The following is a 19,986-nucleotide window of genomic DNA, read 5'->3' as shown; positions in this document are numbered from 1 at the left end:
AGAGAGCACTTAAGGCTGTGTGGCTGCAGGTACTGCAGTTTGTTGAACTGGAACCAGACTCAGGTCTGCCTTCGTCCCACCGTGGTTAATCACTTCCTGCACCGTATCGGTAATAAAGGTCAATTTACCGTTGATGGTCACCGCCGCACTCAGCAAGATCCGCGCATTAGGCTGAATCTCTGCGGGGTTATACGGAAGCGCAAAGCTGAACGGGGCTTGCTTTCCTTCAGTACGAACGGCTTTCTGTGACAGCACTTTGGATGGCGCGTCAGCCAGGGAAGCATCTGACAGGGTAACGGTTAACACCGCATCAGGCGGTAAGGCTACTTTCTGACGGATCCATACCGTACCAGAAACACTTGGCTGCTGAGTGGCTTGCTGCCCAAGAGCATCCGCAGTATACGGGTTTGGCGCTGGCGTCTGGGTGTCGGCACTTTTACCTGCACAGGCAGACAGGGCAACCGCTACCGCTAAACCACTTAACATGTGCACGAGTTTCATTGAAGTCTCCTTATCATCAATGCATCGACGGGATCGATCCCATCCGATGTCGTTAACATTTAGATAACGTAAACAAGTGTGGCACACATCACCTATTAATGCCTAATTTTGGCTTGATATTCAGATTATTCTACCCATCGGACCACTTTCATTTCTGCGTTATACTCTGCTTATCTTTCGCTACGGCGTTTATATTGAGGACAACTATGAGTCTGGCACTAAACAATCTGCTGACATTACTGAATCTGGAAAAAATAGAGGAAGGACTCTTTCGCGGGCAAAGCGAAGACCTGGGATTACGGCAGGTTTTCGGTGGACAAGTCGTGGGGCAAGCACTCTACGCAGCTAAAGAGACCGTGCCTGCAGACCGTCTGGTGCACTCGTTTCACAGCTATTTCCTGCGTCCAGGAGACAGCGCTAAACCGATTGTTTACGACGTTGAGGTACTGCGTGATGGCAACAGTTTTAGCGCGCGCCGGGTGTCAGCAATACAGCATGGTAAGCCGATTTTTTACATGACCGCTTCCTTCCAGGCTCCTGAGACGGGTTATGAACACCAAAAAGAGATGCCTCCTGCGCCAGCACCGGATGACCTGAAATCCGAAACGGATATTGCGCGCGCACTGACGCATCTTCTGCCGCCTCAGATGAAAGAGAAATTCCTTTGCGATAAACCGCTGGAGATCCGCCCGGTCGAGTTCCATAACCCGATGAAAGGCCACACGGCTGAACCAAAACGCCAGGTGTGGATGCGTGCAAACGGTACTGTGCCTGCGGACTTTCGTGTTCACCAGTACCTGCTGGGTTATGCCTCTGACTTTAACTTCCTCCCGGTTGCTCTTCAGCCGCATGGTGTCGGGTTCCTGGAGAAAGGTATGCAAGTCGCCACTATCGATCACTCCATGTGGTTCCATCGTCCGTTTGATATGAATGAGTGGCTGCTTTACAGCGTTGAGAGCACCTCTGCATCCAGCGCTCGCGGGTTTGTCCGCGGTGAATTCTATACGCAAGATGGCGTACTGGTGGCCTCGACGGTTCAGGAAGGCGTTATGCGTAATCGGGGTTAACCCTGCCTCGCGAAGACTGATGCTCTCTCACACGAGAGGATAAAAAAAGCCTCCCAATGGGAGGCTTTTTCTTGCTACTTGCTACAGGAGAAACTCATTGCAATCAGGCGTTATAGGCATTCTCGCCATGGCTGTTGACATCCAGACCTTCGCGTTCCTGCTCTTCCGGGACACGCAGTCCAACGGTCATGTCCGCCAGTTTGTAACCAATGAACGCAACCACACCAGACCACACTACCGTGATGGCGATACTTTCGAGTTGCACCAGAACCTGGTGAGCCATGGTGACACCCTCTGCGTAGCCCACACCACCCAGTGATTTCGCCGCAAAGATACCTGTCATGATACAGCCGATGATACCGCACACACCGTGAACACCAAACACATCGCAAGGGTCATCAACGCGCAGAACACGTTTCAGGGCTGTAACCCCCCACAGACCGGCCAGACCAGACACGATACCGACCAGCAACGCGCCGCCGACACCGACATAACCACAGGCTGGAGTGATACCGACCAGGCCCGCAATCGCACCAGAACATGCGCCCAGTAGTGAAGGTTTACCGCGAACAACCCACTCACCAAATACCCAGGAGAGAATAGCGCCCGCCGTTGCAATAACGGTGTTCACAAAGGCCAGAGCGGCAATTTCGTTCGCTGCACTTGCTGAACCGGCGTTGAAGCCGAACCAGCCGAAGTAGAGAATAGCTGTGCCGGTAAACACCATTGGCAGGTTGTGCGGTTTGAAGGCTTCTTTACCAAAGCCCACACGTTTGCCAATCAGGTATGCGCCCACAAGACCCGCAACGGCCGCGTTAATGTGCACAACCGTACCGCCCGCAAAGTCCAGCGCGCCGTGAGAGGCCAACAGACCGCCACCCCAGACCATATGTGCAATCGGCACATAAGAAAGCGTCAGCCAAACCACCACGAAAATCAGCACCGCGGAGAAACGAATACGCTCGGCCAGCGCACCAACAATCAGTCCCACCGTAATACAGGCAAAAGAGCCCTGGAAAGCAACGTGGATGTACTGATAGAAGCTGCCCATCAAGGCGGTCAGCTCGATATTCTTAAGCATTACCCAGTTAAAGTTGCCGAAGAAGGCATTGCCTTCACCGAACGCCAGTGAGTAGCCGTATACCACCCACAACACACACACCAGCGCGAATGTCACTGCGACCTGCGTTAGCATGGAGAGGACGTTTTTACCGCGGATCAGGCCGCCGTAAAACAGTGCAATACCCGGAATAGTCATGAACAGCACCAGTGCGGTGCAGATCATCATAAAGGCGTTATCGGCTTTGTCTACCACCGCAGGGGCCGCCATCGCCAGGCCCGGCAGCAGTGCCAGCGACCCCAGACCCGTTTTGATTGTTGCTTTCTTCATTTTCTCGATCCCTATCACTGTGTGCCAGGAGTTACTTACAGTGCCGCTTCGTCAGCTTCACCCGTACGGATGCGAATGACGCGCTGCAACTCGGCAACGAATATTTTGCCGTCGCCAATTTTGCCGGTGTAGGCCGCTTTGCTGACTACATCAATCACTTCATCAAGCTGATCGTCAGCGATAGCCACATCAATCTTCACTTTTGGCAGGAAGTTGACGCTGTATTCCGCACCACGGTACAGCTCAGCATGACCCTTCTGACGACCAAAGCCTTTCACTTCGGTGACCGTCAGCCCCTGAATACCCATTGAAGAGAGCGCTTCGCGAACGTCTTCAAGTTTGAATGGTTTGATTACCACCGTAACCAGCTTCATATATCCCCTCCAGTCAGAATTCGGTAATGGCCGCAGCTAACACGTATGAGATATTGCAAGGGGTGTGCCAGAATGAGAAAAAATGAAAATTTAGATGCCAGGCCCATGTATGAAGGGGAAAAGCAGGACTAAAAAGGGGCAAAATCCCGCAGAATAAGAACCGGTGAAAAAAAACGCACCATGACAGTGCAAGGTGCGTTTATGTTTTGCACCAACAGCAGTGACTGTTAGTGTGTTGCCTGATTTTGGTGCATCAGGCGCTTAATGTCTCTTCTTCGCGCGCGCTGGCAGCCAGTTCTTCACCCGCCAGCTGGAGCTGGTACATCTGCCAGTAACGCCCTTTCGCTTCCAGCAACTGCCTGTGTGTCCCACGCTCAACGGCCTGGCCACGATGTAGCACCAGAATGGTATCCGCATCAACGATCGTCGAAAGCCGGTGCGCAATTACCACCAATGTCGTATGGTCTCGCACCGCGGCAAGCGCTTGCTGGATCGCCTGCTCCGTGCCGGAATCAATACTCGCCGTCGCTTCATCCAGGATCAGGATCTGCGGTGTCTCAATCAGGACTCGCGCCAGGGCCAATAGCTGTTTCTGCCCAACGGACAGGTTATTACCCTGTTCACCCAGTTTGGTGTTGATCCCCTCGCTCAGCCCTCGCGCCAGATCAGCCAACTGTACTTTTTCCAGCACGTCCCAGACTTGCGCTTCGGTAAACGGTCGCCCCAGCGTTACGTTTGCATAAAACGTGTCAGCCAACACAACGGGATCCTGCTGAACCATCGCAACGCCTTTACGTAATACATCGTGACTTAGGGTCGAGAGAGGTCGTCCATCCAGACGGATTTCACCTTTTGTGAGCGGGTAATACCCCATCAACAAACTGGCGAGTGTACTTTTCCCGCTACCGGTATGCCCGACCAGCGCCACGAAACCACGTGACGGGACATCGAGGCTGATGTCCTGCAAAACCAGCCGATCTTCACGATAAGCAAAGGAGACATTATCAAACGCGATTGCGCCGCTTTGCAGGCTACGATCATCATTACCGTAGGTCTGGCGAGGACGGTCCATCAGTTCAAAAACGCGCTCGCCCGCAACAACTGCCTGCTGCAACATAGATTGCTGCGTCGTGAGTTCAATCAGCGGTTCGTTAAGGCGCCCCAGGTAGCTAATAAAGGCATACAACACCCCCACTTCAATCGTTCCGCCCGACGTGAAGCCGAACAGCATCAGCAGGCCGCAGAGTACCAGCGCCGAAAAGAGGCTCAACAGTGGACGCAACAAGAAGCCATCCAGCCGCAGCGTTTGCATACGTGCCATATAGTGAGAGCGACTGGCCTCTCCCATCCGCTCCCCAAACCGCGCCTGCTGACGGAACTGCTGGATAACGCTCATACCATTAATGACTTCGTTAAAACCATCATTAATATCCGCCAGGTAGGCCCGCACGCGGCGAACAATGGGCGTGCTGTAACGCTGATAGATAATCATCACAATCATGACGGCCGGGAAGATAGTGATCGCCACCAGCGCCATGCGCCAGTCGAGGCTGAACATCGCTACCAACATCGCGCCAATCAACGCTGCGCTACGCAGTACCGTTGCCACCACGGTGACGTAGAGATCGCGAATAACTTCAGTATCATTCGTCACCCGCGAGATCACCTGTCCGACAGGCTGCGTATCGAACTCACTCAGCGGCTGGCGCAGCGCAGCATCCATCACATCAGTACGGAGCTGTTGCACTACGCCGACAGCAGCCCGGTTAAAGAGCAATGACTGCGCGTAATGCAGCGAGGCCGCCAGCAATTGCAATCCAACGTAAGCAACGCCCAGACCGGCCACCAGCCCTAATGGCAGATATCGTTTGGCGACCATATTATCGATGAAATAGCTAATAAGCAGCGGGCCAGTCACTTCAGCAATCGCCGCGATCCAGAGCATCACCACCGCAATAGACAGGGGTTTTCGCCACGGTGAGCCATAAGCCAGCAGGCGCTTCAAAGTGGGCCACAGCTGTCCAAAGTTACGCATCTGCGGACTCCTCATTCAGCTCTGGCGCATCATCCAGCGCCGCTTCCAGTTGCTGATAGCGGTACATATCGCGATACCAGCCCGGTTGTTCCGCAAGCTGATCATGCTGCCCACGCTGAGCAATATGCCCGTGCTGCATCACCAGTATTTCGTTAGCTTCCGTCAGCGCCGAAAGACGATGCGCACTGATGATCACCGTCCGACCTTCTCCCCACTGGCGCAGGTTATGCAGGATTTGATGCTCCGTACGGCCATCAACAGCCGAAAGTGCATCATCAAGGATCAGGATTTCGGCGTTCAGCAACAGTGCGCGGGCAATTGAAATACGTTGTTTTTGACCACCGGATAACATTACGCCACGCTCGCCGACTTCAGTGTCATAACCCTGTGGCAGACGCAGAATGTCCTCATGGACGCTGGCTAAGCGCGCCACATGTTCAATCTCTTCCTGCGTCGCCGCAGGGTGACCGAGGGCAATATTGTTAGCGACAGTGTCAGAGAATAAAAATGGTGTCTGGCTGACCACGGCCAGACGGCTACGCCAGCCATCCAGCAGAAGGTTCGTCAATGGAATATTGTGGAACCGAATATCCCCTTGTCCCACATCAAAATGACGCTGAATCAGGGACAACACCGTACTTTTCCCGGCGCCCGTCGGACCACAAATGCCCAGCATCTGGCCCGGTTGCAACGTAAAATTGACGTTCTCCAGTACCGGATGCGCGGTTTGCGGATAGGCGAAAGCGCGAATGTCCGCTTTTATAACTCCACGCCCTTCCGGAACGGATTCGCTGCCGTCGTTAACAACCGGAGCTTCGGCCAGCATGTCGCGGATACGGCTGTAAGCTGCACTCCCGCGCTCAACAATGTTAAACATCCATGCGAGTGCCAGCATCGGCCAAATCATCAACCCAAGGTACATCGCGAAACTGGTTAGCTGACCGAGCGTCATTGAGCCCTGCACCACCATCCAGCTCCCGCCACCAATCGCCAGCAGGTTAGCCATGCCAATGGCAATATAAATTGTCGGATCGAACCGCGCATCAATGCGCGCTACCCGCATGTTTTTCGCACCCGTATCGGCGGCATCAGCAGCAAACAGCGCCGACTGCCGGTCCTCAAGACCGAATGCTTTGATCATGCGAATACTGGTCATACTTTCCTGAGTACGGTCGTTCAGTGATGAAAAAGCCGCCTGCGCCAGCTTGAAGCGCTCATGCAGTTTTTCACCGTAACGATTGATCGCCAACGCCATAATGGGCATTGGGAGCAGTGCCAGCAACGTCAGTTGCCAGCTGATTTGAGTGGACATCACAATCAATACCGCGCATCCCATCACCAGGGAGTCGACCAGTGTTAATACTCCTTCCCCGGCGGCAAACACTACACGGTCAACATCGTTGGTGGCACGGGCAATGAGATCGCCCGTGCGATGACGAAGATAAAACTCCGGATGCTGGCGGCTCAACTGGCGATAAAAATCTTCGCGTAGCTCAACGGCTAATTGGTAGGACGCACCAAATAACAACACACGCCAGACATAGCGCAACAGGTAAACAACAACGGCGGTCAGCACCAACGTGCCCACCCACATCAACACCCGTGCGGTGGTGTAATGCTGTTCCGTGACGCCATCGACGACATATCCCACCACTTTAGGCGGGATCAACTGCAGGATGGCAATGATAATAAGCAGGGCCACTGCGCCGAGATAGCGTTGCCATTCCCGACGAAAGTACCAGCTTAGTTGGGCAAATAATCGCACGCGGTATTTTCCTGAAGGTATAACTCCGGCCACGCCGGTAAGTTGTTCAATTTATTCAATGGGTAATGCTGTGGTGTACTTAATCTGTTCCATGGCGAAACTCGAGGTGACATCTGACAAACCCGGAACACTGTTCACCAGCCGCTTGTAAAAGTCATCGTACCGCTTCATATCGGCCACCTGCACGCGCATCAGGTAATCATATTCCCCGGCCATGCGCCAAAAACCGAGCACTTCCGGCATGTCTGACACCACCGTCACGAAGCGGCAATACCAGTCGCTGCTGTGGTGCTGCGTTTTTATCAGAACAAACGCCGTCAGTCCAAGCCCCAGTTTTTCTGGATCCAGCAACGCAACGCGCCCCAGTAAAATGCCGTCATCTTCCAGCTTCTTGAGGCGCTTCCAGCAAGGTGTGGTGGTCAGATTAACGGCATCCGCGAGAGCCTGCAAAGAGAGGGTGCAGTCATTTTGCAGCAATGAAAGCAGTTTGCGGTCAATTTTATCTAACATACCCACCTCACAGAGAAAAATTTTCTCCTTACATTCTATTTTAAAGGCCAGATAGCAACAATTTTTTCTGTGCTTTTCGCTATGCTGGGCACAAAATGACAAACGGATAAACACGATGAATAGCACCTGGGTCAAACATGCCATCAGCGAAATCAATGCCGACTATCAACGATCGGCTGATACTCATCTGATTCGCCTTGCCCTGCCGGGTTTTGCCGGTATTCAGCTCTATCTGAAGGATGAAAGCACCCACCCAACCGGCAGCCTGAAGCATCGCCTGGCGCGTTCGCTATTTTTATACGGTTTGTGTAACGGCTGGATTAAAGAGGGGACGACAATTATCGAGTCTTCATCCGGTTCTACCGCCGTGTCGGAAGCGTACTTCGCACGCCTGCTTGGCCTGCCATTTATCGCCGTGATGCCTGCCTGTACCGCAAAACGTAAAATTGAACAGATCGAATTTTACGGCGGACGTTGCCATTTTGTAGAAAGCGCCTGCGAAATTTACGCCGCCTCCGAGATGCTGGCTCGCGAACTGAACGGCCACTATATGGACCAGTTTACCTTCGCCGAGCGAGCCACCGACTGGCGTGGCAACAACAATATTGCCGACAGTATTTTCCGTCAGATGACCCATGAGCCACATCCTGTCCCATCATATGTTGTGATGAGTGCAGGAACAGGCGGAACATCCGCCACCATCGGCCGCTATATCCGTTGTCAGGGTTACGACACTCAACTGATGGTGGTTGACCCACAGAATTCCGTCTTCCTCGACTACTGGCAAACCCGTGATGCGGCCCTTCGCAGTCAAGTGGGCAGTAAAATTGAAGGTATTGGCCGTCCGCGCGTAGAGCCATCATTTATTCCTGATGTGGTGGATGAGATGCTTCGCGTGCCGGATGCTGCAAGTGTGGCAACGGCGCACTGGCTGGAGACACAGCTTGGCCGCAAAGTCGGTGCGTCGACCGGAACGAATATGTGGGGCGCGCTGCAACTGGCCGCACGCATGCGGGAAGAAGGCCGCACTGGCTCTATCGTCACTTTGCTGTGTGACAGCGGCGAGCGTTACCTCGACACCTATTACAATACGGAGTGGGTACAGGCGAATATTGGCGATATCGGGCCGTGGAAAGTACAGATTGCACAGCTGGTGAAATAAAAAAAGCCAGACCGAAGTCTGGCTTGCTGGAAGGGTCTCACTATTCGGGGGAATATGGGAGGTTGTTATTGTCCAGCCAATGCGTCAAAAAATGGGACACGGCTTCATTACGACAGTGTCCGATAACTGGCAGATGAGGCAGCTCCGCTTTCAGTTGCGGCATCGCATTCCCCATAATCAAACCACGACCAACGCTACCCAGCATTTCGCGGTCATTCATGGCATCGCCAAACGCCATACAATCCTGCATGGTAAAGCCCAGATGGCCGCTCAACACGGTCAGGGCAGAACCTTTGTTGCACCCTACGGGCAGCACTTCCAGACAATCCACTGCGGAGAAAGTCAGATGCGCACGACTACCCAGCACGTCATTAAGCTGAACACGTAAACGACACAGGTCGTCGTGAGCGCCGCAAAAACAGATTTTGGTGACAGTGTGCGCCGGGATGCGACGCAAATCGGTTAACTGGTATTTGAAACCGCTGTAGACGTGCGCGTGCAGTAATTCAGGAATATCGAGCCCCGTGAACCAACCCGAATCGTTAAACACGTGGAGGCTGGCCTGGGTATCCCAGGTGCTATGCAAAACCAAATCCGCAACTTCCGGGTCAAGATCCTGCCGGTGTAGTACATCGCCTTCAACAGAGTGAATACGCGTTCCGTTGCCGGTAATGAGAAAAGCATCCAGTGAGAGCGCACCAAGCAGATGACGCATCTCCAGTACATGGCGACCCGTGGCAAACGTCAGCGTGATATCACGTTCGTGCAAGCGCTTCAGGGTGTTTAGCGTCTTATCCCCTAAACGGTGATCCGGCATTAACAGAGTGCCGTCCATATCAAATGCAGCCAGCCGAGCCATGATTACTCCCGAAAGTGTGATGCGGTTAACTTGTGCAACAGTATTGCCTGAGATATACGGAAGTAATAGTGAATAGATGACAATAATTGTTCCGGGTTTATCATGCGCCAGCTTAACCGCCTCAACCAATATCAACGCCTGTGGCAACCCTCTTCTGGTGCGCCACAACAGGTCACCGTTAGCGAGCTTGCCAGCCGTTGTTTTTGCAGCGAGCGGCATATACGTACATTGCTGCGTCAGGCGCAGGAGGCTGGCTGGTTAAGCTGGCATGCTCAATCCGGGCGTGGGAAAAGAGGCGAACTCACGTTTCATGTTACGCCGGAATCACTGCGTAATGGCATGATGGAAGAGGCGCTCAAAAGTGGGCAACAGCACAATGCGCTTGAGCTGGCGCAGCTTGCACCACAGGCATTGCGTGCGTTGCTGCATCCCTTTCTTGGCGGTCACTGGCAAAACGATACACCCACGCTACGCATTCCCTACTATCGTCCACTCGAACCACTCAAGCCGGGCTTTTTACCCGGACGCGCGGAGCAACATCTGGTCGGGCATGTGTTCTCCGGTCTGACGCGCTTCCACGGTAACAGCAGTGAGCCCACAGGCGATCTTGCCCATCACTGGGAGGTGTCCTCAGAGGGATTACGCTGGCATTTCTACATTCGTTCAACCCTGCACTGGCACAATGGCGACAAAGTTGAAACGGACCAATTGCGCGCCAGCCTGGTCGCACTTTTTACCCTGCCAGCCCTGCGCCAGTTGTTTAACAGTGTCCAACACATCGAGGTCACTCACCCACAATGTCTGACCTTTGTATTACATCAACCGGATTACTGGCTGGCGCACCGACTGGCAAGCTATGGCAGCCGTCTTGTTCATCCAGAACAACCGTTTACTGGAAGCGGCCCCTTCAGACTCACTGTGTTTGAGCCCGATCTGGTGCGTCTCGAAAGCCACGAGCAATACCATCTTAGCCACCCGTTGCTGAAAGCCATTGAGTACTGGATCACCCCGCAACTCTTCGAGCAAGGTCTGGGAACCAGTTGCCGGCATCCGGTTCAGATTGCCATTGGCGAGCCGGATGAGCTTGCCAGCCTACGCCTGGTCAGTAATAGCACCAGCCTGGGTTTTTGTTATCTCACCCTGAAGCAAAGCCCGACTCTCAGTGAAATTCAGGCCAGACGGCTGATTAACATCATCCATCGGACCACACTTCTGCACACCCTTCCCCTGGAAGAAGGGCTTATCACCCCAACGCAGGAACTCCTTCCTGGCTGGCAGATCCCCCAGTGGCCGGAAGTATCCGACATTCCTCTTCCTGAGAAATTGACGCTGGTTTATCACCTGCCCGTGGAGTTACATACCATGGCGAACCAGCTACAACATTACTTTGCACAGCAAGGCTGTCAGCTTACGGTGGTTTTTCACGATGCCAAGACCTGGGATGGCTGCCAGAAACTGGCTGACGCAGATATCATGATGGGAGACAGGCTTATAGGCGAAGCACCGGAGTATACCCTTGAGCAGTGGCTTCGCTGCGATGCTCTCTGGCCGTACCTGCTAAGTGCCCCTCAGCTTGCTCACTTACAGGCCACACTGGATGCAGTACAAACACAGTCCGATGAACATGCCCGGCAAGCCGGGCTCAAAGCGATTTTTACCCGACTCATGGAAAGTGCTGTGTTAACCCCACTTTTCAACTATCAGTATCAAATAAGCGCCCCGCCGGGAGTCAATGGCATACGGCTGAACACCCGCGGCTGGTTTGATTTTACAGAAGCCTGGCTTCCGGCGCCCAAATCGTGAAGAAGCTGGTCGCCGTCGTAGTCAGGCGGTAACATGGCGTTTTTACCGTTACTGTTGAGACTATTTATGAAACGTGCCGTCGTCGTGTTCAGCGGAGGACAAGATTCCACTACCTGCCTGATTCAGGCATTGCATCAATATGATGAAGTGCACTGTGTCACGTTTGATTATGGTCAGCGTCATCGTGCTGAAATCGACGTTGCCCGCGAACTGGCGCTGAAACTGGGCGCACGTGCGCACAAGGTACTGGATGTTACGCTGTTAAATGAACTGGCGGTGAGCAGCCTCACACGTGACAGTATTCCGGTTCCAGATTACGAACCCGATGCCAGCGGGATCCCCAATACCTTTGTACCGGGGCGCAATATCCTTTTCCTGACCCTGACCGCTATCTATGCCTATCAGGTAAAAGCCGAAGCCATCATTACGGGCGTCTGTGAGACAGATTTCTCAGGCTACCCGGACTGCCGCGATGAGTTCGTCAAAGCGCTGAATCACGCCGTCAATCTTGGAATGGCGAAAGATATCCGCTTTGAAACACCGTTAATGTGGCTTGATAAAGCAGAGACCTGGGCACTGGCAGACTACTGGGGCAAACTGGATGTAGTCCGCGCTGAAACCCTGACCTGCTATAACGGCATCAAAGGTGATGGTTGCGGTCAATGTGCTGCCTGTAATCTGCGGGCTAATGGCCTTAATCACTATCTGGCAGATAAAGCGGCGGTGATGACCGTCATGAAGAAAAAGACGGGCTTGCAGTAGCCGTCTTATTTAGCCGTGCTGTCGAACCGTTTTACGCTGGCAGCACAGGTGACGTCCATCAGCGTCGGATTACCGTTATCTGGCAGGATTCTGCGCCGCTGCTGATTCCCCTTTTCTGCACAGTCAACTCGCACAAGGATCCGAGACTCACATCCGGATCCTTACGACTCATCTTTTTCAACCTGCCCGTAAACGAGATCTTTCCGTCCCGGGTCCGGTAACGCTCAACGACGTTATCCCTGTTTATCGCTCTATCCCTGAAAATGATATTTATCTTTTATAAAAGACAAAATGTTAGACGATGATCTGCTCCAGCTTTTCGCGTAACGCCCCTTCCAGTGGCAACGCTTTTTGGGTTTTGAGATCAAGACAGACAAAGGTAATCAATGCATCAGCCACCACTTGTCCTTCAGGCTCCAGCGTAACCACCTGACTGAGCACACCACTTTTTCCGTTAAGCTGCTGCACCTGGCTTGTGACCGTAAGCAGATCGCCCAATACCGCCGGACGGCGATAGTTGATATTGATATTTGCGACCACAAACGCGATGTTGTGTGCGGTCAGCCACTGAAAGCTTTCGCTGTTTTCCAGTCCATCCCAACGCGCCTCTTCAAGAAACTCGAGATAGCGGGCGTTATTGACATGTTGGTACACATCCAGGTGATAACCACGTACTTTGATTTTTGTCTGCATAGCGCAATAGCCTTTACTGTTGTTATAGGATTAGAGGTCATAACTGGTATGACCTCTCTATCCTGGCAAATTTTTGCCACTGTGCAAGTTATTACGCGATTACAACGTCAGGCGTGCGAGGTTGCGCTCAACCAGCGAACTGCCCATTCCTGGCACGTGTTTAAGATCGTCAATCGTTTTAAAGGGGCCGTACTCATCACGGTAACTGACAATAGCCTGCGCCTTCTTGAGCCCCACACCATTCATAGCTCGAGCGAGATCCTCAGCCGAGGCAGAGTTAATGCTGACCCGGGTTCCTTCGTCTTCACTATGATTCCCCCCCTCCACCGCTTTTGCTTGCACTGACGCCTGTGCATTTGCGGCAGGCTCGGCTTTTGTCTGGACTGATTGTGTTTTTGCCACTGATACCGCTGCAAATGCTGGTTGTACGAAGCCAGTGCTGGTGATAGTCAGAGCAATAATGAGGGCTTTAATTCCATGTTTCATGCTGTTATCTCCTTGTTTGTTGACAGCCACACAACGATAGCCATACCACGAAACGGGGACAAACAGCAGATTGAAGAAATGGAAAAGGCCGCGAAAGCGGCCTTTAGATATTGCAGAGCGTTACGAAAATCTGCGAGCAGACACGTAATGATTACTGCTGGGTAATAATGTCACCCAGTTTAATTTTGGCTTCTTTGCGCAGGTTGCTCATCATCGCCTCGAAAGCAATTTGGGCATTGTTCTGGGTAATCCCCTGAACCATGGCTTTTTTCTGCTCTTCTGGCATTGTGCCCGCTTTTACTTCGTCCAGGGCCAACAGGACAACATTGCCTTTCATATCGCTGGCAATACCAAAGCTCGGTTTGCCCTTCGCTGGCAGCCCCAGGCTAAATGCAGCCTGGCTAACAGGATCTTGTCCCGTACGGCTCAGCGTTTTCGCTTCCCCGAAACTCAGGCCTACTGCTTTCAGCGCATCATCGCCCTTACCGGCTTTCAACTCAGCCAGAACTTTCTCAGCATCCAGTTTTGCCTGCTGTTCCGCTTTGTTATGTTTAACCAGTGCAATAACCTGATCTTTCACTTCGGTCAGCGGTTTTACAGACTCAGCTTTGTGCTCGCTCACGCGCAGTATGAAGGCACGATCGCCATCTACGGTAATGATGTCAGAGTTGCTGCCCGGAGTGCCATTCTCGCCCACCAGCCCACCATTAAAGATGGCGTCAGAAACGGGTTTGAAATTCAGCTCTTCCGGCAGGTTGTCGTGACCGAACCAGCCCGTTTCAACGGCTTTCACACCAGCAACCTGCTCTGCCCCTGCAAGTGATTCATTATCATTGCTGGCGGCATCGCTCACTTTTTGCTGCAGCGCATAGAACGCATCCAGTGCTTTTTCCTGCTTCACTTTAGCCGCGATATCATCACGAACGTCAGCCAGAGGCTTGGTTTTTGCGGCTTCAATATCGTCCAGGCGCGCAACCAGGAAACCGACGGAGGATTTGATCACACCTGACAGTTGGCCTTTCTCTTTCAGGCCCGCATTTTTCAGCTCATCTGGCGTCGTGCCATCTTCCAGCCACCCCATATCTCCGCCATTTTTTGCCGAGATAATATCAGTGGATTTTGCTTTTGCTACGGTTGCAAAATCAGCCCCTTTTGAAAGCTCATCCAGAACCGCTTTTGCATCATCTTCCGTTTTGGTCTGGATGACGCTGTAACGATTACGCTGGGGTTGCGTGAATTGATCCTGATGCTGGTCGTAGTAAGACTGGATATCTGCGTCTGATGCCGTTTCCTGTAACGCAGCTGCATCAAGTTTGATATAGCTCACGCGGAACTGCTCCGGCGCAACAAAATTACTCTTGTTCTGCTCGTAGTAAGCGTTAACTTCCGCATCACTGACCTGTTGCTTAGCAGCCAGAGCATCTACATCAAGCGTTGCTTCACGAACAACACGCTGCTGAGCCACCAGCGCAGCCAGTTCGTCCGTTTCGCCTTTGAGCATAAAATCAGTCCCCACAACAGCATTGATGAGCTGTTGGGTCGTCAGTTGATTGCGCAGCGCCTGTGCGTATTGATCAGCCGTCATGCCCATCTGGTTCACGATGGCGTTGTAACGGGTGTTATCGAATTTACCGTTAGACTGGAATGCCTGAGTGGCGAAGATGGCATTTTTGACCTGCTCATCACTGATGCCTAAGCCCAGGTGTTTAGCATACTGGTCCAGGAGCGCTTCATCGATAAGGCGGTTCAACGTTTGCTGACGCAGCGTTTTCATGTAGCCTTCGTTCGCTGCCAGCTCAGAGAACTGATCGCCCAGCTGTTGCTGCATACGATTACGTTCACCAGCAAAGGCGTTCTCGAACTGCCCGCGGCTGATTTCCTGGCCATTCACTTTTGCGGCGTAGTTGCTGCTACCGCCGATCAGGTAACTACTCACGCCGGTCAATATGAACGACACGATAATGATACCGAAAATAATCTTGAGCACGAGACTGTTAGCAGCCGTGCGTAAGCTGTCCATCATGGTGTAACAACACTCCGCTGTAGGTGACTGGTTACCTGACGCTGACGGAAAATCCTGACCGTCGCGCGTAAAGACGTATTGTGACAAGAAACCGGGGCAATTGTCAGCCCACAACTCGCATAAACTCGCACAAATCAGGCCTGGACAAACAAAAAAGGCACATCAAATGATGCGCCCTTGTACTTTTTCGGCTTCCCTGAAGCGAGAAAGCTATCAGTTCACTGCGTCTTTCAGCGCTTTACCTGCACGGAAACCAGGTACTTTAGCGGCAGCAATGGTGATCTCTTTACCGGTCTGAGGGTTGCGGCCAGTACGGGCAGCACGCTCTTTAACAGCAAAAGTACCGAAACCTACCAGCGCAACGTCATCCCCAGCTTGCAGAGATTCAGTAACAGAAGCAATTAAAGCATCTAACGCACGTCCAGCTGCAGCTTTAGAAATATCAGCACCCGCAGCAATTTTGTCAATCAGTTGAGATTTATTCACTCTTCTCTTCCTCTCTTTATAATTTATATCGCGCCTGAATCCTTCACAACGCGACCGCGCAGCAGTTATATCAGGCCTGCCATGACCTTACAACACCCGTTGTTGATGGCTAACCCAATCAGCAATCTAAATTAGCTATACAAAAAAAGGCTGGCAAGTCCGAAATGACTTACCAGCCTTGTTTTTATTGACGCTCTTTGCGCGAGGTCACTATTTTGCGGTTACAACCTGCATTCCAGAAGGTTCATTCTGTAATGCAAGAGTAAGAACTTCCTCAATGCGTTTCACCGGATGGATCTCCAAATCGGCAATAACATTGTCCGGGATCTCTTCCAGATCGCGCTTGTTCTCATGAGGAATCAATACCGTTTTGATTCCTCCACGATGTGCCGCGAGCAGTTTTTCCTTCAGACCACCGATAGGCAATACCAGTCCACGCAAGGTAATTTCACCGGTCATCGCCACATCAGCACGTACCGGGTTACCCGTCAAACAAGACACCAGCGCAGTACACATTGCAATACCGGCACTTGGACCGTCTTTCGGCGTCGCACCTTCAGGAACGTGAACGTGGATGTCGCGTTTTTCGTAAAAGTCCGGGTTGATACCCAGTTTTTCCGCGCGCGCGCGCACCACTGTCAGCGCTGCCTGAATGGACTCCTGCATCACTTCACCCAGAGAACCGGTGTAGGTCAGTTTACCTTTACCTGGAACACAGGCGGTTTCGATGGTCAGCAGATCGCCACCTACTTCCGTCCATGCCAGACCAGTTACCTGGCCCACGCGGTTTTCGTTATCCGCACGACCGTAGTCGAAACGCTGAACGCCCAGGTATTCGTGTAGGTTGTCACCGTTGATCTCAATGTGCTTAAGGGTTTTATCCAACAGCAGTTGTTTAACCGCTTTACGGCACAATTTTGAAATTTCACGTTCCAGGCTACGAACGCCCGCTTCACGCGTGTAGTAGCGAATGATGCTGATGATTGCACTATCGTCTACTGTAATCTCGCTTTCTTTCAGTGCATTACGCTCGATCTGTTTCGACAGCAGATGGCGTTTAGCGATGTTCAGCTTTTCATCTTCCGTGTAACCGGACAAACGGATCACTTCCATACGATCCAGCAGTGGCGCCGGAATATTCATGGAATTTGACGTTGCAACGAACATGACGTCGCTCAGATCGTAGTCCACTTCCAGATAGTGATCGCTGAAAGCTACGTTCTGCTCTGGATCCAATACCTCAAGCAAGGCTGACGCCGGATCGCCACGCATGTCTGAAGACATTTTGTCGATCTCATCGAGCAGGAATAATGGGTTTTTAACGCCCACTTTTGCCATTTTCTGGATCAGTTTACCCGGCATAGAACCAATGTACGTACGGCGGTGACCGCGGATTTCCGCTTCATCGCGTACGCCGCCCAGCGCCATACGGATGTACTTACGTCCGGTCGCTTTGGCAATGGACTGACCCAGCGAGGTTTTACCCACCCCTGGAGGCCCTACCAGGCACAGGATTGGACCTTTCAGTTTGTTCACACGGCTCTGAACCGCAAGGTATTCAAGAATACGGTCTTTGACACGTTCCAGGCCATAATGGTCAGTATCGAGGATTTCCTGTGCCTGACGCAGGTCTTTCTTGACCTTGCTACGGGCATTCCACGGAACCTGAACCATCCACTCGATATAGCCACGCACAACGGTCGCTTCTGCCGACATCGGAGACATCATTTTCAGCTTCTGCAATTCTGCTTCAGCTTTCTCTTTGGCCTCTTTCGGCATCTTCGCCGCATCGATCTTACGCTTCAGCGCTTCGTTTTCGTCCGGGGCATCATCCATCTCACCGAGTTCTTTCTGAATCGCTTTCATTTGCTCATTCAGATAGTACTCACGCTGGGATTTCTCCATCTGCTTTTTCACGCGGTTGCGAATACGCTTCTCAACCTGCAACAGATCGATTTCGGATTCCATCATCGCCATCAGATATTCCAGACGTTCATTTACGTCGGACATTTCCAGCACAGACTGTTTGTCAGCCAACTTCAGCGGCATGTGTGCAGCGATGGTATCCGCCAGACGCGCAGGATCGTCGATGCTGTTAAGCGACGTCAGCACTTCTGGTGGGATTTTCTTGTTCAGCTTGATATAGCCTTCAAACTGGCTAATCGCGGTGCGCACAAGCACTTCCTGCTCACGCTCATCAAGCTGCGGAGAATCAAGGTACTCTGCCTTCGCAGAGAAATGTTCGCCATTATCAGACAGAGTGGTAATACGCGCACGCTGCAAGCCTTCTACTAGCACTTTGACAGTGCCATCAGGCAGCTTCAGCATTTGTAAAATAGAGGCCACGGTCCCGACGGTGAAAAGATCGTTTACACCCGGCTCATCCGTTGATGCTTCTTTCTGCGCAACCAGCATGATTTTTTTATCATGATCCATGGCGGCTTCAAGGCAACGGATAGATTTTTCCCGCCCTACAAATAAGGGTATGACCATGTGCGGATAAACCACCACATCGCGCAACGGCAATACGGGGATTTCAATGCGTTCAGAACGCTCAGGATTCATAGAGCTCTCTCTTAGTTTAGTGTCCGCCAGGTAATCAGGTTGCACGACTGTGCTTCACGCAACCATTAACATGTAACCAGTATATGGGGATGTTTCCCACACATTCAACGCCATGAATACGGAAAAAGTAAAGGGGGGATAAAATCCCCCCTTTTTGATTAACTGCTTGTATGATTTGGCTAATTATTCACCAGATGCTTGTTGCGCTTCCGGCTTACCATAAATCAACAGTGGCTTAGACTGGCCACCAATCACAGACTCGTCGATAACTACTTTCTCGACATCTTCCATGGACGGTAAATCGTACATGGTGTCAAGAAGAGCGGCTTCTACGATGGAACGCAAGCCACGAGCACCGGTTTTACGCGCCATCGCTTTTTTGGCAATAGCATCCAGTGCTTCATCGCGGAATTCCAGATCTACACCTTCGAGGTTAAACAGTGCCTGATACTGCTTAGTCAGCGCATTTTTCGGCTCTTTCAGGATCTGAATCAGCGCATCTTCACTCAGTTCATTCAGCGTTGCCACAACAGGCAGACGGCCGATGAACTCAGGAATCAGGCCAAATTTGATCAGATCTTCCGGCTCAACCTGTGACAGCAATTCGCCTTCGTTCGGTTTCTCAGACGTCGCTTTCACCGTTGCGCCAAAACCAATACCGGAGCCGGTTTCCACGCGATGTGAGATCACCTTATCCAGGCCGGCAAATGCGCCACCACAAATAAACAGGATTTTAGAGGTATCAACCTGTAAAAACTCCTGCTGCGGGTGTTTACGTCCACCCTGAGGAGGAACTGCCGCCACTGTACCTTCAATCAGCTTCAGCAGTGCCTGCTGAACACCTTCACCGGAAACATCACGGGTAATAGATGGGTTATCCGATTTGCGGGAAATCTTGTCGATCTCATCGATGTACACGATACCGCGCTGCGCTTTCTGCACATCGTAATCGCACTTCTGCAACAGCTTCTGAATGATGTTTTCTACGTCTTCACCCACATAACCGGCTTCGGTCAGTGTTGTCGCATCCGCCATGGTAAACGGAACGTCCAGCAGGCGTGCCAGGGTCTCAGCCAGCAGCGTTTTACCGGAACCCGTCGGGCCAATCAGCAGAATGTTACTTTTACCCAGTTCTACGCCATTGCTGGTATCGCCATTGCGCAGACGCTTGTAGTGGTTATATACCGCCACCGCCAGCACTTTTTTAGCCTGTTCCTGACCGATAACATAGTCGTCAAGATGATGACGAATCTCATGCGGGGTCGGTAACGCGCTACGCTCACGGTGAGGCGCGACTTCTTTAATCTCTTCGCGAATGATGTCATTACATAAATCGACACATTCGTCGCAGATATACACGGACGGCCCGGCAATCAGTTTACGCACTTCATGCTGGCTTTTGCCGCAAAAAGAGCAGTACAGCAGTTTGCCCGAACCATCTTTGCGTTTATCTGTCATGAGTCAAAACCTCTTTTTAAGTTCTTTGTGCCGCACATGACGACGCA

Annotated in this window: 17 protein-coding genes; 4 read left to right on the top strand and 13 right to left on the bottom strand. The window is 52.1% G+C overall.

Annotated features, from left to right (window positions below; genetic code table 11):
- Window positions 1–9: 9 nt before the first annotated feature.
- Complete coding sequence (locus HV346_RS05050) at window positions 10–501, bottom strand: YbaY family lipoprotein (RefSeq protein WP_181622475.1); 492 nt, start codon at window positions 499–501, stop codon at window positions 10–12.
- Between the two features lie 206 nt (window positions 502–707).
- On the opposite strand from HV346_RS05050, the gene tesB reads away from it, so the two are divergent.
- Window positions 708–1,568, top strand: a complete 861-nt coding sequence (tesB, locus tag HV346_RS05045; RefSeq protein WP_181622474.1) for an acyl-CoA thioesterase II — start codon at window positions 708–710, stop codon at window positions 1,566–1,568.
- A 103-nt stretch (window positions 1,569–1,671) separates the two neighbouring features.
- Here tesB and amtB read toward each other — a convergent pair whose 3' ends face one another.
- The 5 genes from amtB to HV346_RS05020 form a co-directional block, all read right to left on the bottom strand.
- Entirely contained in the window at window positions 1,672–2,958 is a 1,287-nt protein-coding gene (gene amtB / locus HV346_RS05040) for an ammonium transporter AmtB (RefSeq protein ID WP_181622473.1), read from the bottom strand.
- 35 nt (window positions 2,959–2,993) lie between these two features.
- Window positions 2,994–3,332: a P-II family nitrogen regulator gene (gene glnK / locus HV346_RS05035; protein ID WP_012016323.1), complete on the bottom strand. Its 339-nt coding sequence runs from the start codon at window positions 3,330–3,332 to the stop codon at window positions 2,994–2,996.
- A 253-nt stretch (window positions 3,333–3,585) separates the two neighbouring features.
- Entirely contained in the window at window positions 3,586–5,367 is a 1,782-nt protein-coding gene (locus HV346_RS05030) for a SmdB family multidrug efflux ABC transporter permease/ATP-binding protein (RefSeq protein ID WP_181622472.1), read from the bottom strand.
- Window positions 5,360–7,132 carry a SmdA family multidrug ABC transporter permease/ATP-binding protein gene (locus HV346_RS05025; RefSeq protein WP_181622471.1) on the bottom strand — a complete coding sequence of 591 codons (1,773 nt, stop codon included), beginning with the start codon at window positions 7,130–7,132 and terminating at the stop codon, window positions 5,360–5,362. The genes HV346_RS05030 and HV346_RS05025 overlap by 8 nt, the downstream gene beginning before the upstream one ends.
- Window positions 7,133–7,183: 51 nt before the next feature.
- A complete protein-coding gene (locus HV346_RS05020) occupies window positions 7,184–7,642 on the bottom strand; it encodes an Lrp/AsnC family transcriptional regulator (RefSeq protein ID WP_181622470.1) in 459 nt (152 codons plus the stop codon).
- A 115-nt stretch (window positions 7,643–7,757) separates the two neighbouring features.
- Between HV346_RS05020 and HV346_RS05015 the strand changes: the two genes are divergently transcribed.
- On the top strand, window positions 7,758–8,804 hold the full coding sequence (locus tag HV346_RS05015; RefSeq protein WP_181622469.1) for a PLP-dependent cysteine synthase family protein: 1,047 nt from the start codon (window positions 7,758–7,760) through the stop codon (window positions 8,802–8,804).
- A gap of 40 nt (window positions 8,805–8,844) precedes the next feature.
- Here HV346_RS05015 and cof read toward each other — a convergent pair whose 3' ends face one another.
- Window positions 8,845–9,663 (bottom strand): HMP-PP phosphatase, encoded by an 819-nt coding sequence (cof, locus tag HV346_RS05010; protein WP_181622468.1) that lies wholly within the window; start codon window positions 9,661–9,663, stop codon window positions 8,845–8,847.
- 102 nt (window positions 9,664–9,765) lie between these two features.
- On the opposite strand from cof, the gene HV346_RS05005 reads away from it, so the two are divergent.
- Together HV346_RS05005 and queC are read left to right on the top strand one after the other, a co-directional pair.
- A complete protein-coding gene (locus HV346_RS05005; protein ID WP_181622467.1) occupies window positions 9,766–11,466 on the top strand; it encodes an SgrR family transcriptional regulator in 1,701 nt (566 codons plus the stop codon).
- Between the two features lie 66 nt (window positions 11,467–11,532).
- On the top strand, window positions 11,533–12,228 hold the full coding sequence (gene queC / locus HV346_RS05000; RefSeq protein ID WP_181623698.1) for a 7-cyano-7-deazaguanine synthase QueC: 696 nt from the start codon (window positions 11,533–11,535) through the stop codon (window positions 12,226–12,228).
- Between the two features lie 294 nt (window positions 12,229–12,522).
- Here queC and HV346_RS04995 read toward each other — a convergent pair whose 3' ends face one another.
- The 6 genes from HV346_RS04995 to clpX form a co-directional block, all read right to left on the bottom strand.
- Complete coding sequence (locus tag HV346_RS04995) at window positions 12,523–12,921, bottom strand: YbgC/FadM family acyl-CoA thioesterase (RefSeq protein ID WP_181622466.1); 399 nt, start codon at window positions 12,919–12,921, stop codon at window positions 12,523–12,525.
- Between the two features lie 99 nt (window positions 12,922–13,020).
- Window positions 13,021–13,407, bottom strand: coding sequence for a helix-hairpin-helix domain-containing protein (locus HV346_RS04990; RefSeq protein ID WP_181622465.1), 387 nt, complete (start codon window positions 13,405–13,407; stop codon window positions 13,021–13,023).
- A 151-nt stretch (window positions 13,408–13,558) separates the two neighbouring features.
- Window positions 13,559–15,430 carry a peptidylprolyl isomerase gene (gene ppiD, locus HV346_RS04985; RefSeq protein ID WP_181622464.1) on the bottom strand — a complete coding sequence of 624 codons (1,872 nt, stop codon included), beginning with the start codon at window positions 15,428–15,430 and terminating at the stop codon, window positions 13,559–13,561.
- 213 nt (window positions 15,431–15,643) lie between these two features.
- Window positions 15,644–15,916 carry a nucleoid-associated protein HU-beta gene (gene hupB, locus HV346_RS04980; RefSeq protein ID WP_002444653.1) on the bottom strand — a complete coding sequence of 91 codons (273 nt, stop codon included), beginning with the start codon at window positions 15,914–15,916 and terminating at the stop codon, window positions 15,644–15,646.
- Window positions 15,917–16,126: 210 nt separating this feature from the next.
- Window positions 16,127–18,481, bottom strand: coding sequence for an endopeptidase La (gene lon, locus HV346_RS04975; RefSeq protein ID WP_181622463.1), 2,355 nt, complete (start codon window positions 18,479–18,481; stop codon window positions 16,127–16,129).
- Window positions 18,482–18,664: 183 nt separating this feature from the next.
- Entirely contained in the window at window positions 18,665–19,939 is a 1,275-nt protein-coding gene (gene clpX, locus HV346_RS04970; RefSeq protein ID WP_064325057.1) for an ATP-dependent protease ATP-binding subunit ClpX, read from the bottom strand.
- Between the last annotated feature and the right edge of the window lie 47 nt (window positions 19,940–19,986).

This window comes from Enterobacter sp. RHBSTW-00994 (genome assembly GCF_013782625.1).
GTDB lineage: Bacteria > Pseudomonadota > Gammaproteobacteria > Enterobacterales > Enterobacteriaceae > Enterobacter.
The sequence above is the reverse complement of the archived record's forward strand: the minus strand, read 5'-3'. Positions and strand labels throughout refer to the sequence as shown.